General features: G+C 64.2%; 13 protein-coding genes. 5 read left to right on the plus strand and 8 right to left on the minus strand.

All coding sequences use genetic code 11. The features are described from left to right. Window positions 1–31: 31 nt before the first annotated feature. The 5 genes from JI664_RS07055 to JI664_RS07075 form a co-directional block, all read right to left on the minus strand. The gene (locus JI664_RS07055) at window positions 32–1681 is read right to left on the minus strand and encodes an ABC transporter ATP-binding protein (protein WP_207013024.1); all 1650 of its coding nucleotides are present in this window, start codon (window positions 1679–1681) and stop codon (window positions 32–34) included. Further along, window positions 1674–2492 carry an ABC transporter permease gene (locus tag JI664_RS07060; protein ID WP_207013025.1) on the minus strand — a complete coding sequence of 273 codons (819 nt, stop codon included), beginning with the start codon at window positions 2490–2492 and terminating at the stop codon, window positions 1674–1676. The genes JI664_RS07055 and JI664_RS07060 overlap by 8 nt, the downstream gene beginning before the upstream one ends. After that, complete coding sequence (locus tag JI664_RS07065; RefSeq protein ID WP_207013026.1) at window positions 2489–3445, minus strand: ABC transporter permease; 957 nt, start codon at window positions 3443–3445, stop codon at window positions 2489–2491. Before JI664_RS07065 ends, JI664_RS07060 begins: the two co-directional genes overlap by 4 nt. A gap of 5 nt (window positions 3446–3450) precedes the next feature. Further along, window positions 3451–5037: an ABC transporter substrate-binding protein gene (locus JI664_RS07070; RefSeq protein ID WP_207013027.1), complete on the minus strand. Its 1587-nt coding sequence runs from the start codon at window positions 5035–5037 to the stop codon at window positions 3451–3453. 139 nt (window positions 5038–5176) lie between these two features. Beyond that, window positions 5177–7138: a CocE/NonD family hydrolase gene (locus tag JI664_RS07075; RefSeq protein WP_207013028.1), complete on the minus strand. Its 1962-nt coding sequence runs from the start codon at window positions 7136–7138 to the stop codon at window positions 5177–5179. 290 nt (window positions 7139–7428) lie between these two features. Between JI664_RS07075 and JI664_RS07080 the strand changes: the two genes are divergently transcribed. Together JI664_RS07080 and JI664_RS07085 are read left to right on the plus strand one after the other, a co-directional pair. Further along, on the plus strand, window positions 7429–8847 hold the full coding sequence (locus tag JI664_RS07080; RefSeq protein ID WP_207013029.1) for an amidase: 1419 nt from the start codon (window positions 7429–7431) through the stop codon (window positions 8845–8847). 95 nt (window positions 8848–8942) lie between these two features. Beyond that, the gene (locus JI664_RS07085; protein WP_207013030.1) at window positions 8943–9149 is read left to right on the plus strand and encodes a hypothetical protein; all 207 of its coding nucleotides are present in this window, start codon (window positions 8943–8945) and stop codon (window positions 9147–9149) included. A 37-nt stretch (window positions 9150–9186) separates the two neighbouring features. Here JI664_RS07085 and pyrC read toward each other — a convergent pair whose 3' ends face one another. After that, complete coding sequence (gene pyrC / locus JI664_RS07090; RefSeq protein ID WP_207013031.1) at window positions 9187–10236, minus strand: dihydroorotase; 1050 nt, start codon at window positions 10234–10236, stop codon at window positions 9187–9189. A 40-nt stretch (window positions 10237–10276) separates the two neighbouring features. Continuing rightward, the gene (locus JI664_RS07095; protein WP_207013032.1) at window positions 10277–11212 is read right to left on the minus strand and encodes a phosphoadenosine phosphosulfate reductase; all 936 of its coding nucleotides are present in this window, start codon (window positions 11210–11212) and stop codon (window positions 10277–10279) included. 248 nt (window positions 11213–11460) lie between these two features. Between JI664_RS07095 and JI664_RS07100 the strand changes: the two genes are divergently transcribed. Both JI664_RS07100 and JI664_RS07105 read left to right on the plus strand, forming a co-directional pair. After that, window positions 11461–12165 carry a class I SAM-dependent methyltransferase gene (locus tag JI664_RS07100; protein WP_207013033.1) on the plus strand — a complete coding sequence of 235 codons (705 nt, stop codon included), beginning with the start codon at window positions 11461–11463 and terminating at the stop codon, window positions 12163–12165. Window positions 12166–12392: 227 nt separating this feature from the next. Continuing rightward, a complete protein-coding gene (locus JI664_RS07105; protein ID WP_207013034.1) occupies window positions 12393–13367 on the plus strand; it encodes a tetratricopeptide repeat protein in 975 nt (324 codons plus the stop codon). 36 nt (window positions 13368–13403) lie between these two features. On the opposite strand, the gene hpt is transcribed toward JI664_RS07105, so the two are convergent. After that, window positions 13404–13940, minus strand: coding sequence for a hypoxanthine phosphoribosyltransferase (hpt, locus tag JI664_RS07110; RefSeq protein ID WP_207013035.1), 537 nt, complete (start codon window positions 13938–13940; stop codon window positions 13404–13406). A gap of 80 nt (window positions 13941–14020) precedes the next feature. Between hpt and JI664_RS07115 the strand changes: the two genes are divergently transcribed. Next, entirely contained in the window at window positions 14021–14476 is a 456-nt protein-coding gene (locus JI664_RS07115) for a type II toxin-antitoxin system RatA family toxin (RefSeq protein WP_207013036.1), read from the plus strand. The last annotated feature ends 15 nt before the right edge of the window (window positions 14477–14491 follow it).

The raw sequence follows: 14491 nt of genomic DNA on the forward strand, positions 1-14491 counted from the left end.
GCGCGCAATGCGTCTTGAGTGGGGGACCGGCTCAGTTCCCGGCGCTGGTCATCTTGCGATGGTCGAGCACCTTTTCCAGCCAGCCGATCTGCATCTCGGGGACCGAGGACAGCAGCAGGTCGGTGTAATCGTCGAAGGGCGGCGTCAGCACCTCGCTCTTGGTGCCGTAGCGCTGCACGCGGCCCTGATACATCACCGCGATGGAATCGGCGATGGCCCGGACCGTCGCGATGTCATGGGTGATGAACAGATAGGCCACGCCCTCGCGCTTCTGCAGGTCCAGAAGCAGCTTCAGGATGCCATCGGCCACCAGCGGATCGAGCGCCGAGGTCACCTCGTCGCAGATGATCAGCTTGGGATTGGCCGCCAGCGCGCGGGCGATACAGACGCGCTGCTTCTGCCCGCCCGACAATTCCGCCGGATAGCGGTCGGCAAAGCCCTGGCCCAGTTCGATGGCGTCGAGCAGATCCTGCACCCGTTCGTCGCGCTTGCGACCGCGCAGCCCGAAATAGAATTCGAGCGGCCGGCCGATGATCGTCGCCACCGTCTGACGCGGGTTCATCGCCACGTCGGCCATCTGGTAGATCATCTGCAACTGGCGCAGTTCCTCGCGCGAGCGTTGCTTCAACGACGGGGGCAAGGTGTTGCCGTCGAAGACAATCGAGCCTTCGCGTGGCGGCAGAAGCCCGGTGATGACCCGCGCCATCGTTGATTTGCCCGAGCCCGATTCGCCGACCAGCGCCAGTGTCTGGCCCGGATGCAGCTCGACCGAGACATTCGACAGCACGTCCTTGGCCATCGACCCATAGCGCGCCGAGACGCCTTCGACCCTGAGCAACGGCTCGGGCGTGGGCTTCTTTTCCTCGTGCTCGATCGAGCGGACCGAGATCAGCGCCTGGGTGTATTCCTCGCGCGGAGCTTCGATGATCTGCTGGACGGTGCCGTGTTCGACCATCTTTCCGTGCCGCAGCACCATGATCTCGTCCGAGACCTGCGCCACGACGGCAAGGTCGTGGGTGATATAGAGCGCAGCAACGCCGGTTTCGGCGATGGCGGTCTTGATCGCGGCCAGCACGTCGATCTGCGTGGTCACGTCGAGCGCGGTGGTCGGCTCGTCGAAGATCACGAGGTCCGGCTTCGGGCACAGCGCCAGCGCGGTCATCGCGCGCTGAAGCTGACCGCCCGAGACCTGGTGCGGATAGCGGTCGCCGAAATGCTCAGGGTCGGGCAGCGACAGGGTCCGAAACAGCTCAACGGCGCGTTTCTCGGCCTCGGCCTTGGACATCGAGCCGTGCTTGAGCGTGGCTTCGGTGACCTGTTCCATCAGCTTCTTGGCGGGGTTGAAGGCCGCCGCCGCCGATTGCGCGACATAGGTGACCTCCTTGCCGCGCAGACTGCGCAGAACGCCGGGGCTGGCCTTGCGGATCTCGCGACCGTTGAGCAGGATCTCGCCCCCGGCCAACCGGATGCCGCCGCGCCCATAGGACAGCGCCGACAGGCCGATCGTGGATTTGCCCGCACCGGATTCGCCGATCAGGCCCATGACCTTGCCGCGCTCAAGCTTGAGGGACACGTCATCGACGATGACGATGTCCTTGGGCTTTTCGCCGGGAGCATAGGCCGTGGCCTCGATCCGCAGGTTCTTGATCTCGAGCAGGATATCGTCGCTTTGATCAGACACCGCGGCCTCCTTTCAGGCTGGTGGTGCGATTGAGCGCCCAGTCGGCCACTAGGTTGACCGAAATCGACAGCGTCACGATCGCCACCGCCGGCACCAGCGCCGCTGGGATGCCGTAGACGATGCCTTCGCGGTTCTCTTTCACGATACCGCCCCAGTCCGCTGCCGGCGGCTGGATGCCGAGGCCGAGGAACGAAAGGGTCGAGATGAAGAGAATGGCGAAGATGAAGCGCAGGCCCAGCTCGGCCACCAGCGGCGACAGGGCATTGGGCAGGATCTCGCGGAAGATGACCCAGCGCTGGCCTTCGCCACGCAGGCGCGCGGCCTCGACGAAGTCCATGACATTGATGTCGACCGCGACGGCCCGCGAAAGGCGGAACACGCGTGTCGAATCCAGCAGCCCCATGACAAGGATCAGCACCGGCAGCGTGACCGGCATCACCGACAGCACCACAAGCGCGAAGATCAGCGTCGGGATCGACATGATCAGGTCGTTGAACCGCGACATGACCTGATCGATCCAGCCGCCATAGACGGCCGCCGTGAAGCCCAGGATCGCGCCGGTGCAGAACGACACCAGCGTCGCCATGGAGGCCACGAAGATCGTCGTGCGCCCGCCATAGATCATGCGGGTCAGCAGGTCGCGGCCCAGATTGTCGGTGCCCAGAAGGAACTGGTCCGACGCCGGTTCCCAGATATCTCCGACGATCTCGGACATGCCGTAAGGTGCGATCCAGGGAGCGAGGATGGCCGCGATGAAGAAAGCGGCCGTGATGGTGAGCCCAAGAAGGGCAGAAATGGGAATGCCCTTCATTTCGGATGCCTCAGACGGGGGTTGGACAGGATCGAGATGATGTCGGCCAACAGGTTAAGTCCGATATAGATGGTCGCGAAGATCAGGCCGCAAGCCTGCACCACGGGAACATCCCGCTTGGCGACATGGTCAACAAGGTATTGCCCCATGCCGGGATAGACGAAGACCACTTCGATCACCACGACGCCGACCACCAGATAGGCGAGGTTGATCATTACCACGTTGACGATGGGCGCGATGGCGTTGGGCATCGCGTGGCGGGCAATGATGGTGAAGCGGCGCAGGCCTTTCAGCTCGGCGGTCTCGATATAGGCCGATTGCATCACGTTCAGGATCGCCGCGCGGGTCATCCGCATCATGTGAGCCAGCACGACAAGCGTGAGCACCATGGCGGGCAGGGCGACGGCGTTGAGCTTCTCGAAGAAGGTCATGCCGCTGTTGATGTTCGAGACCGAGGGGAAGAGACCCCACTTCACCGAGAAGAAGTACATGATCACATAGCCCAGCAGGAATTCGGGCAGCGAGATCGAGGTGAGCGTGATGGCCGAGATCAGCTTGTCAGGCCAGCGGTCGCGGTAGCGGACGGCGAGAAGGCCCAGAAAGATTGCCAGCGGGACCGAGATGCAGGCCGCGACCGAGGCGAGGAACAGCGTGTTCTGAAGACGTCCGCTGATGGACGAGGCGATATCGCGGCCATTCGACAAAGCGGTGCCAAGATCGCCCTGGACGGCATTGAAAAGCCATTCGAAGTACCGGGTGAACGCGGGCTGATCCAGCCCAAGTTCGGCGCGAAGGTTTTGCAGGGCCTGTTCGGTGGCACCCTGGCCCAGGATCGCTTGGGCCACATCTCCGGGCAGGATCTGGGTTCCGACGAAGATCAGGACCGATGCCGCAAGGAGGAGAAGGAGACCCAGCGCGAGGCGCTGGATCACCAGTGTCAGGACGGGATGCATCAGCCTTATTCAGCCGACCACATCAGGACGGGGGCGAGACCGTCCATCAATTCCAGATTCGGGTTGGTGACCCAGCCCGTGATCTGGTCGTTATGGGCGTCGATGAAGTCGTTGAACATCGGGCAGATCAGACCGCCCTCGTCACGCACCATCATGCCCATTTCGCTGTAGATCGCCTTGCGGCGCGTCTGATCCAGCTCGCCGCGGGCTTCCAGCAGCAGCTCGTCGAAATGGTCGTTGAAGAAGCGCGTGTCGTTCCAGTCGGCGGTCGACAGATAGGCCGTCGAATACATCTGGTCCTGCACCGGACGCCCGCCCCAATACGAGGCGCAGAAGGGCTGTACGTTCCAGGTTTCCGACCAATAGCCATCGCCCGGTTCACGGATGATGTTGATGTCGATCCCGGCAGCGGAGGCGCTTTCCTTGAACAGCTGGGCTGCGTCGACCGCACCCGGGAAGGCCACGTCCGAGACGCGCAGGTCGATCGGACCCGAATGGCCCGAACGCTCGTAGTGGAAGCGCGCCTGATCGGGATCGTATTCACGCTGCGGGATCGTGTCGTCGAACAGCGGGTACGAGGCGTTGATCGGCATGTCGTTGCCCACCGAGCCATAGCCGCGCAGGATCCGGTCGACCATGTCCTGACGGTTGATGCCCAGCTTCAGCGCCATGCGCAGGTCGTTGTTGTCGAAGGGCGCGGTGTTGCAATGCATGATGAACACGTAATGCCCGCGACCGGCGGTCGATTCCACGCTCACGCCCGGGGCGCGCGACAGCAGACCCGCGACGCGCGGTTCGACCCGGTTGATCAGCTGAACCTGACCCGATTGCAGCGCCGAGTTGCGCGCGGTCGCGTCGTTGATGACCAGCATCTCGATCGAGTTGAAATGGCCCGCGCCGTCATCCCAGTAATTTTCGAACTTCTCGAGCACATGGCGCACGCCCGGCTCGTTCTCGACCCATTTGTAGGCGCCCGCGAAGATACCTGACGTGGCATCGTCCATGCCGCCATTGGGCTGGATCATCAGGTGATAATCGGCCAGCAGGTAGGGAAGGTCGGCATTCGGGCCATCGGTGGTCAGCACCAGCGTGTCGCCGTCGACCGAGATGTCGGAAATGCCGCGCATGATGCCCAGCGCGCCCGACTGGCTTTCCTCGTTCGAGTGGCGGCGCAGGGTCTGGGCGACGTCCTCGGCGGTGACGGTCTGGCCGTTATGGAATTCCACGCCCGAGCGGATCTTGAAGCTCCAGGTCGTGGCGTCGGGCGAGGCGCTCCATTCCTCGGCGATGCGGCCCTGCAGGCTGCCGTCGGGCAGGATGTTGACCATCGGCTCGCCCGAAACCTTCAGGTAGATGAAGGGCACCTGGCTGGCGGCCAGCGCCGGGTCCAGAGAGTTGGTGCTTTCGCCGCCCTGCAGGCCCATCACAAGGTTCCCGCCCTGACGCGGGCCCTGAGCCAGCACAGCCTTCGACAGTAGGCCGGTCGCGGCGGTGCTGGTCACGCCAAGTGCGGCGGCGCGGCCGAGAAAGGCCCGACGGTCCAGCTTGCCGCGCGCAGCACGGGCCAGAAGGTAGCGAAATTCGTCGTTCATGGATGTCTCCCTGGATAGCCTTCTCGACGGAAGGTCATGGTTTCGGCGCTTCTCCAGCGTCCAATTTTTCTTGACTGTTGAATCAATAACAACTGGCTGGCTAATGAAGCAATCATTATGTTCGCCCTAACTGTAACAATCAGACATGCTTGCGGGCAACACGTGCATGAAAGTTTCTGTCGATAGTTTCACGGGGTTCTGAGCCGTCCTTGATGTGGACATTCAGGGCCGCGTCCAGAACAAGCGCGTCGGTTGTGCCGGTCTGCTGGGCCTCGACGCGGGTATCGACCGACCAGTCGCCCCGGCGGAAATGCTGAGTCCAGGTGATCTTGCAACACGCGCTGAGCGGATCGTCGGGGTGAATCGACCAGATCTCGACCATCGTGTCGCGGGTTATCAGGCCGTGATCGGGGTTCTCGGTCTCGCCGCTATCCGAGATCACGGTATAGGTCTCGACGCCGCTCACCACATCGATCTCGCGGGTCCGCGCATGGCGGCTTTCGCTCAACGCCTGCAGGCGTCCGGGCGGCGGGACCTCGGGCTCGCCGAAGGTCCAGCCGGGGGTTTTGCCGTCATGGACGGGCAGGCTCAGCGTGCCGCCTGTGAGCGAGAGCGCGGCGATTTCCGGCGACGGCCAGACGAAGGGCCAATAGGTATTCGACAGCGCCAGCCGCAGGCTGTGGCCCGGCGCGATTTCATAGGCCATCTGGTCGAGAACCAGCTCGACTTCGATCTCTTCGCCGGGCGTCAGCGGGGTCGGCGGATCGGTGCGGTGATGAAGGTTCAACAACCCATGGGCGATCCGGGTCGAAGATCCGTCCGGCGCCACATCGCAAAGCCGGGCGCAGACGAAGGCGAAAGGCTTGTCCGAGGAAAGGCGCAGCGACAGCGTCGCGGCGCCGAGCATCCGCAACCCGTCGGGCAGGGGCGTGTCGAAACAGACCGAATGCGCGTCGTCGTTGCGCTGATCGCCCGCCATCTCGCCATTGAGGCCCATCGGGAAGTACTCGCCCGCCATCGCCCCGAGCGTCTGCTTGGTGCAGATCGTGGCCTCGGGCGCGGGGCCGTCGCCCAGCGCGCCGCCCGCCGAGAGCGGCAGCGCGCGCCATGTCACATGCGGCGAGGGCAGGGTGTCGGCCACCCAGTAGCCCAGTTTTTCAGGGGCAGATGCGTCGGGCTTGGCCGAGGTCATCATGTAGGCGCGGTAATCGGGCCAGTCCTCGGCGCCGTTCTCGACCCCTTTGAGCCAGCGATCCCACCACGTCTTCATCTCGGTCAGGAAACCGATGCGCGGCGCAGGAACGGCGGTATGGGGGTACTGATGCACCCAGGGTCCGACAATGGCTTTGCCCATCGCGACATTCTCGACGATATGCGCGGGGGTGTTCATGTAATTGTCGGCCCAGCCGCCGATAGACAGCACCGCGGCGGTCATGCGGCTGTAATCTTCGCAGATCGAGCCGTGCTTCCAGTAATCGTCGCGCGCCTGATGGCTCGACCACAACTCGGACAGATGCGGCAGCGTTTCGATCCGCTGGCGCAGATCCGCGCGCCAGTCGGGACGCAAGAGCGGATCGGCGGGGCGCGAGGCATAGGACAGCATCAGCGTGCCCCAGCCGAAGTTTTCACCCAGCAGGCAACCGCCCTTGAAATGGATGTCGTCGGCGAAGCGGTCGACGGTCGAACAGACGCTGACCACGGCTTTCAGCGCGGGCGGCTGCAGGAAGGCGGTCTGCAGGCAATTGAAGCCGCCCCAGCTTTTGCCCATCATCCCGACATTGCCCGTACACCAGTCCTGTGCGGCGATCCACGCGATGACATCGCAGGCATCCTGCAGCTCGGTGGGTGAGTATTCGTCGTCGAACACGCCTTCGCTGTCGCCATTGCCGCGCAGATCCACGCGCAGGCAGGCATAGCCGCGGGCGGCCATCCACGGATGGATCGTCTCATCGCGCGGCAGCGTGTTGTCGCGCTTTCGGTACGGGATGTATTCAAGAATCGCGGGGACAGGGTCGCCTGACGCAGGGCGCCAGATCCGGGCCGAAAGCTTGGTGCCGTCGGGCAGGGGGATGGTCACGCCATCCGTGTCGATGATGTCCACACGTCTCTCCGATAATAGATCTGCCTGCGCGCAGGATGACCGCTTGTTATACATTTGTCCAACTGGCGAGCTCGACCGGGGCCCGCTCGGTGCCGATAGCCTGTGAGAGCGCACGCATCTTGGTCAAGAGGCCGCGCATCATGGCGCGTTCAAAGGCGCGGGATAAGCCGAATCTGTGATTCGCGTCGACCGGAACCGATTCGCGCCGGATGCGGATCGTTCGTAGCCGGGCCTCTCGCCTTGCCCGCGGCGCTGCGTTAGCGTGGCCCTTGTCTGAAACGGGGGCCTTGATGGACGATTTGCTGGACCGCGACGCGCTTGACCAATCGACCGCGCTCTCACGGCGCGAGGTGTCGGCCGAGGAACTGATGCGCGCGAGCTTGGCGCGGATCGAGGCCCGCAATCCCCGCGTGAATGCCATCGTCAGTCTTGCCGATCCCGAGGATCTGCTGGCGCAGGCTCGGCAGGCCGATGCCACGCCGCGCAAGGGCTGGATGCATGGCCTGCCCATGGCGGTGAAGGATCTAGCGAATGTCGCGGGCCTGCCCACCAGCATGGGCTCGACCATCCTTGCCGGGCAGGTCGCGCGCAGGGATGAGCTCATGGTCGCCCGGATGCGCGCGGCGGGGGCGCTGTTCATCGGCAAGACCAACACGCCTGAATTCGGGCTGGGCAGCCATACGTTCAACCCGGTCCACGGGGCGACGGGGAATGCGTGGGATCCGGCGCGCAGCGCCGGCGGCTCGTCGGGCGGTGCTGCGGTGGCGCTGGCCTGCCGGATGACGTCTATCGCCGACGGGTCGGACATGATGGGCAGCCTGCGCAACCCGGCGGGCTGGAACAATGTCTACGGGATGCGCCCAAGCTGGGGCCGCGTCCCGGATGACGCCGAGGGCGATACCTATCTGCATCCGTTGTCCACGAATGGCCCGATGGCGCGCAGCCCGCGCGATCTGGCGGCCTTGCTCGAGGTTCAGGCAGGCCCGGTGCCCGAACGCCCCTTCTGCCTGCCGCGCGAGAGCTTTCTTGACCGGATCGAGAGCGACCTGCGCGGGCGGCGCGTGGGCTGGCTGGGCGATTGGAGCGGCGCCTATCCGATGGAGGCGGGCGTACTGGACACCTGCGCGGCGGCGCTGCGGGTCTTTGAGACGCTGGGCGTCACGGTCGAGGCGATCGACGCGCCCTTCGACGCCAAGGCGCTGTGGCAAAGCTGGCTGCATCTGCGCGCCTTCGCCAATGCCGACCGTCTCGGCGCACTCTATGGTAACCCGGCCTGGCGCAAACAGCTCAAATCCACCGCGATCTGGGAGATCGAGACCGGGCAGACCCTGACGATGGCCGAGGTCAAGGCGGCCAGCCTGACCCGCTCGAGATGGTACGCCGCCGCTGCCCGTTTGTTCGAGGATTTCGACGCGCTGATCCTGCCCAGCGCTCAGGTCTGGCCCTTCGATCTGTCGCTGGAATACCCGACCGAGATCGCGGGCTGCCAGATGGACACCTATCACCGCTGGATGGAGGTGGTGATTCCCGCCTCGCTCATCGGGTTGCCGGCCTTGTGCGTGCCTGCGGGTTTCGGGGCGGCGGCGCTGCCGATGGGGTTGCAGCTGATCGGGCGCCATGGCGACGATCTGGGTCTGTTGCAACTCGCCCATGGGTGGCATCAGGCGGTGGAATGGACCGGACGGCAACCCGCGCTCACATTCGGTTAACCATATGTAAGGAGACCGATTTCATACGGCAGCTTTACCACAATTCGGTCAGAATCCCTTGTCAGGGTACAAGTTGACCGCAACCGGGAGCCGCCATGCTGTATGCCATCAGACGCTTTCTGTGCCGTGACAACGGTGCGGTTACGGTCGATTGGGTCGTGCTGACGGCGATTGCCGCGTCATTCGGCATTATGGTCTTCATCGCCCTCGGCTCGGGGCCGAACGATGTCGGGCAGACGATGCAAACCCATTTGGAAAACGCCTCGGTCGCGCAGTTGCCCGAACTCGGCTATTCGCAATAAGGTCCTGACAGACGCCGGTAACGCACGCAGGCCGCGTTCAGGCGACCACCTTCCAATGCACCGCGAAGCCCGGTTCGAACACCGTCACTGGCCCGGCGCCCGTATCGATCTTGGCGGGGAAGCGCACGGGATCGGTTTGTTTTTCCAGCGTCAGGGTGCCGCTGTTGCGGGCCAATCCGTAATAATCCGCCCCGAAATGCGAGGTGAAGGCTTCAAGCCGGTCCAGCACGCCCGCGCGCTCGAATATCTCGGCCAGCAGCGGCATCGTGTTGGTCGCGGTGAAGCAGCCCGCCGCGCAGCATTCGCATTCCTTGCGGTCATCGCTGTGAGGCGCCGAGTCGGTGCCCAGAAAGAACCGCGCATCGCCCGAGGTCGCAGCCTCGACCAGCGCCTGGCGATGCAGCTCGCGCTTGGCAACCGGCAGGCAGAAATAATGCGGCCGCATCCCGCCCACGAGCAGGCTGTTGCGGTTGATGATCAGGTGATGCGTGGTGATCGTCGCGGCAAGATCCGTGTCATGGGCGCGCACATAGTCGACCGCATCCTTGGTCGTCACATGCTCCATGATCACGCGAAGGCCCGGATGGGCGCGGCGGATCGGGTCCAGAACGGTGTCGATGAACACGGCTTCACGGTCGAAAATGTCGATCTCGGGATCCGTGACCTCACCATGCAGGCAAAGCGGCACGCCCGCTTTCGCCATCGCCTCGAAAACCGGGGCGACCTTGGCAAAGTCGCGCACGCCCGAGGCTGAATTCGTGGTGGCCCCCGCCGGGTACAGCTTGACCGCCTTGACGATGCCCGCCTTGTGCGCGGCGACGACATCCGCCGGATCGGTCTCTTCGGTCAGATAGAGCGTCATCAGCGGCGTGAATTCCGCACACGGCATCGTCTTTTCCAGCGCGGCGGAGATGCGGTCGCGATAAGCGGCGGCCTGCGCGCCCGTGACCACAGGCGGCACGAGGTTCGGCATGATGATCGCACGGGCGAAGTCGCGCGCCGTTTCGGGCGCGATGCCTTCAAGCATGGCGCCGTCGCGCAGGTGCAGGTGGAAATCGTCGGGGCGGGTCAGGGTCAAGCGCGTCATGGCGTTCCCATAGCGCGCGGCCTGCACGGTGTGAAGGGCGTTAGTCGCGCAGCGGCCTGCCGGCTTCGACCCGCTCGAGCGCCTTGCGAAGCTGCGGATGCTCGACCAGCGTGTTGGCGACCTTGAGCGCGCGCAGCAGCAGGGCGGGACGGTTCTGGATCTGGAGTCGTCCGATCATCCGCCCGAGGTAATGCGCGTTGGTGCGGCGCTGACGCCAGAGGCGGAAGAACTGAAGCGGGGTCAGCGTACCGTTGCAGGCCGCGTCGAGAAGCGGGCGCAACACGCTGATGCGGGCCAGCTCGGCCTGCGGGTCGCGCCCGATATGGCGCGCGCGCAGCCGGTTCACATGCGCGCCCCGGAACATCGCCGCATGGACGGCATCGACCTGCTGGATCGGGTCATAGACGATGAAGACCTTCTCGCAGCCTTCCACCATATCCGGCGCAAAGCCGAAGCGGCTGGTGAAATCGAGCCGCCGGGCCTGCATATAGCGGCGGTCCCATTCGGCGGCTTCGGTTTCCAGCGTCGATTGCGGCGCGAGGGCCAGTACCGTGCTGCCAGGGGCCGCGACCGAAAACGCCGCCGCGCCATAACCGCCCATGCCCGCGCCGTAGAACACAACGCGGTCGAAATCCTCGAAGAAAGCGTCGTCGATCAGCCGGTCGAAAAAGCCATAGACCGACGCGTCGCGATACCATGTCTCGTCATGCGCGAGGATCGTCAGAGACGACCAGCCGCGCGGCGCGGCGATCTGGTAGCCCAGTGGCATTTGTCCGCCGCCCGCGCTGCGCACGCCCGAGACGGTTTCGAAACTGACCAGCAGCACGGGGCCCAGATCCGAGAAGAACGCCGAATGCTTGTCGCCGAGCGGCTCGAAATAGCCCGACTCGTCACCGATTTCCTGCATGATCGCCAGCCAGTCGGCATCGTTGGCGGCCTCGCTGGCGTCGAACATCTCGATGGAATCGTCACTCATCCGTCACATCTGCCTGTCTGGAACCCTTACGCACGCCGCTTGGACGGCAGTGTTAACGAGCCTAGCGCAACAGACGGGACCTTGAAACGGTGCAATCGTGGCTGAGTGGTGACATCCGCCGCATTGGCGGAAACGATCGCGCGCTACTGTTTCGCTATCCGATACAAAGCCGCGCCTTGCGGTGTCTGTGCCGGGGTCATAGCCTTGGCTTCGACGTTCCGCAGCCGATGCATATTCAAGGGCACAAGATGAAATTCGACGACATTCCCGGATGGTTCATGCCCATCGATCAGGCGGCTTTCACCTGGGTCTTGCAGTACCAGAACCGCACGCAGCCCTTGGGCGGTCTGGTCGAGCTGGGCGTGTTCAAGGGCAAGAGCGCCGTGGTGATCGGCAATTTCCAGCGTCCGGGCGAGGTATTCACCGCCTGCGATCTGTTCGAGGATGTGGCCACCGATGCCAGCGTCGCGCCCGACGAACAGCGGTTCTTCAAGGGGCAATCGCTGTCGCAGGTCGAATTCGAGCGCAATTACCTCGCTTTCCACCGCGAGCTGCCACGCATCGTGCGCGCGCCGACCTCGACAATCACCCGCCATGTCGCCCCGGGATCGGCGCGGTTCGTTCATATTGATGCGGGCCATACCTACGATCTGGTGCGCGAGGATACCGCCTCGGCCCGCAAGCTGTTGCGCGAAGACGGGGTCATTGTGTTCGACGATTACCGCAAAGCGGGCGCGATGGGCTGCGGCGCGGCGGTGTGGGAGGCGATCCTGAATGACGGGCTCAGGCCCATCGCCAACACCGATTTCAAACTCTACGCGACATGGGGCGATCCCGCACCCTATATCGCCGAGATCGAGGCCTGCGCGCTTGAGGCCGGATGGTGCCGGACCAAGAGCCCGACGATGATCCGCGATATGCCGATGGTATATCTGCACCGCGCCCGCGATTAGGCGAAAATTTCCGGGACTTAACCCCTTCGGGTTAAGACTTGGATTTGAACCGGTGCCACAATTGCGACGACAGATGGGAAAGGACAAACTGCAACCTGAGGTATGACTGGTCGTGTCGGCGCGCTATGGGGTTCCTATTTGCGGACCTGCTTCGGCACCGGCCCTTCGGGCTTCGCCCCCTTGCCGCGCTTGCTTTGCGTAGTGATTGACGAAGAAGGGATTTCATCATGGGCCGTTTTTTTGCCCCCATCCATATGACACCCGCGCCCGCCGCCGCCCTGCCGGCATTCAGCGCCGTTCTGGCGGTTGTCCTGTCGCTGGGATGCGCCGCGCCGGTCATGGCTCAGTCCGCCTCCACATCCACAGCGACTCAGAGCGTCGACGACCGCGACTATGAAGCCGCCCGCCGCGCGTTTCGCAATGGCGAGCACGAGGAAGCGCTGCGCGTTCTCGTTCCGCTTGCCGAGCGCAATCATCCCGGGGCGCAATTCCTGCTGGGCTATGCCTATCGTCAGGGGCGCGGTGTGGCCGAAAGTGCGCCGCAGGCGCTGCACTGGTATGACCGCGCCGCGCGTTTGGGGCACGAGCGCGCGCGCCTGAACGCCGCGATCATGCTGCGCAACGGCGCGCCCGGTGTTCCCGTCGATCTGGACCGTTCGCGCGCCTATCTCGAAAGCGGCGAGGCCGATGGACAGGCCCCCGCCATTGCCGAGTTGGGCCGGGTCTATGAACGCGGTCTTGGCGTTCTGGCTGACGAGGCGCGGGCAATCGCCCTGTATGAGCGCGCGCATGCGCTCGATGACGATTGGGCGCCGTTCTATCTGGGCCGCTTGCTGTACCGGCGCCACGCAACCGATGCCGATTGGCGGCGCGCGCGGACGCTGTTCCGGGCCGGGGCCGATCATGGCGTCCCTGTGAGCCTGAACAACCTCGCATGGATGCTGCATAACGGGCAGGGCGGCGAGACCGATCTGGACGCGGCCGAGGTGCTGTATCGCCGTGCGCTGGATATGGGCTATACGCGGTCGGGCCTGCATCTGGCGATGCTTCTCAACCTGCGCGAGCCGCATACCCAGATCGGCGACGCAGAGATCGTGCAGTATTGCCAGCCGGTTCTTGCCGATCCCGACATGGTCTGGAGCCGCCAGCGCAACTGCCACGATCTGATGAAGCATGTCACCGACCGGGGGCTTGTGCGATAGCGGGGGCCGTGCGTTAAGCCGGTCCAGCGCCCGGCGTCAGGTAAAGCGCACCTTGCCGATATAGGGCAGGTTGCGGTTGCGCTGCGCGTAGTCGATGCCATAGCCCACGACGAATTCGTCGGGGATCTCGAAACCTGTCCATGTGGCCTTGATATCGACCTCGCGCCGCGTCGGCTTGTCCAGAAGCGCGCAGATTTCCAGCCGCCGCGGTTCGCGCGCGCTGAGCATGTGCTTGACGTGATGCAGCGTGAAGCCGGTATCGACGATATCCTCGACCACCAGCACGTCGCGCCCGGCGATCTCGCCGCGCAGATCCTTGAGGATGCGCACCTCGCGACTGGATTCCATCGAATCGCCATACGAGCTGGCTTCGAGGAAATCGACCTCGACCGGCAGGTCGATCTCGCGCACCAGATCGGCGATGAACACGAACGAGCCGCGCAGAAGGCCCACGACGATCAGCTTGTCGGTGCCGGCGAAGGCCTCGGTGATTTCTTCGGCCAGCGCCTCGACCCGCGCGGCGATGCGCTTGGCCGAGATCATCTGATCGATCACATAGGCGGGCTGGGTCATGGCGTCGCGTCCTGTGGAAGGGGGGGTTGAAAAGCCGCTCACACAATAGGAAAAGACCATCGCACACGCCAGAGGTCGCAATGCCCCATCATCGCGAAAACCGCCAGCTTCCGTATCGCGCGGATCAGATCTATGATCTGGTGGCTGATGTCGCCAAATATCCCGAATTCCTGCCATGGACGGCGGCGGCGCGCATCCGTTCGCGCGAACCTTTGCCCGAGCGCGGCGACGGGGCCGAGGTGATGGAGGCGGATCTGGTCATCAGCTTCAAGGTCTTCCGCGAGAAATTCGGCTCGCGCGTGGTGCTGATCCCGACAGAGAACCGGATCGAGACCGATTATCTGGACGGCCCCTTCAAGTACCTGCACTCGTATTGGCAGATCGAGTCCGAGGGCGAGGGCTGCCGCGTGACCTTCGAAGTGGATTTCGAATTCCGCAACGCGATGCTGCAACGGGTGATCGGGCTGGTCTTCAATGAAGCCATGCGCCGCGTCGTCGGCGCGTTCGAGGCCCGCGCCCGCCAGCTCTACGGCTGACGGGCGGGGCAGGGC

The organism is Rhodobacter sp. NTK016B (genome assembly GCF_017303295.1).
Taxonomy (GTDB): domain Bacteria; phylum Pseudomonadota; class Alphaproteobacteria; order Rhodobacterales; family Rhodobacteraceae; genus Pararhodobacter.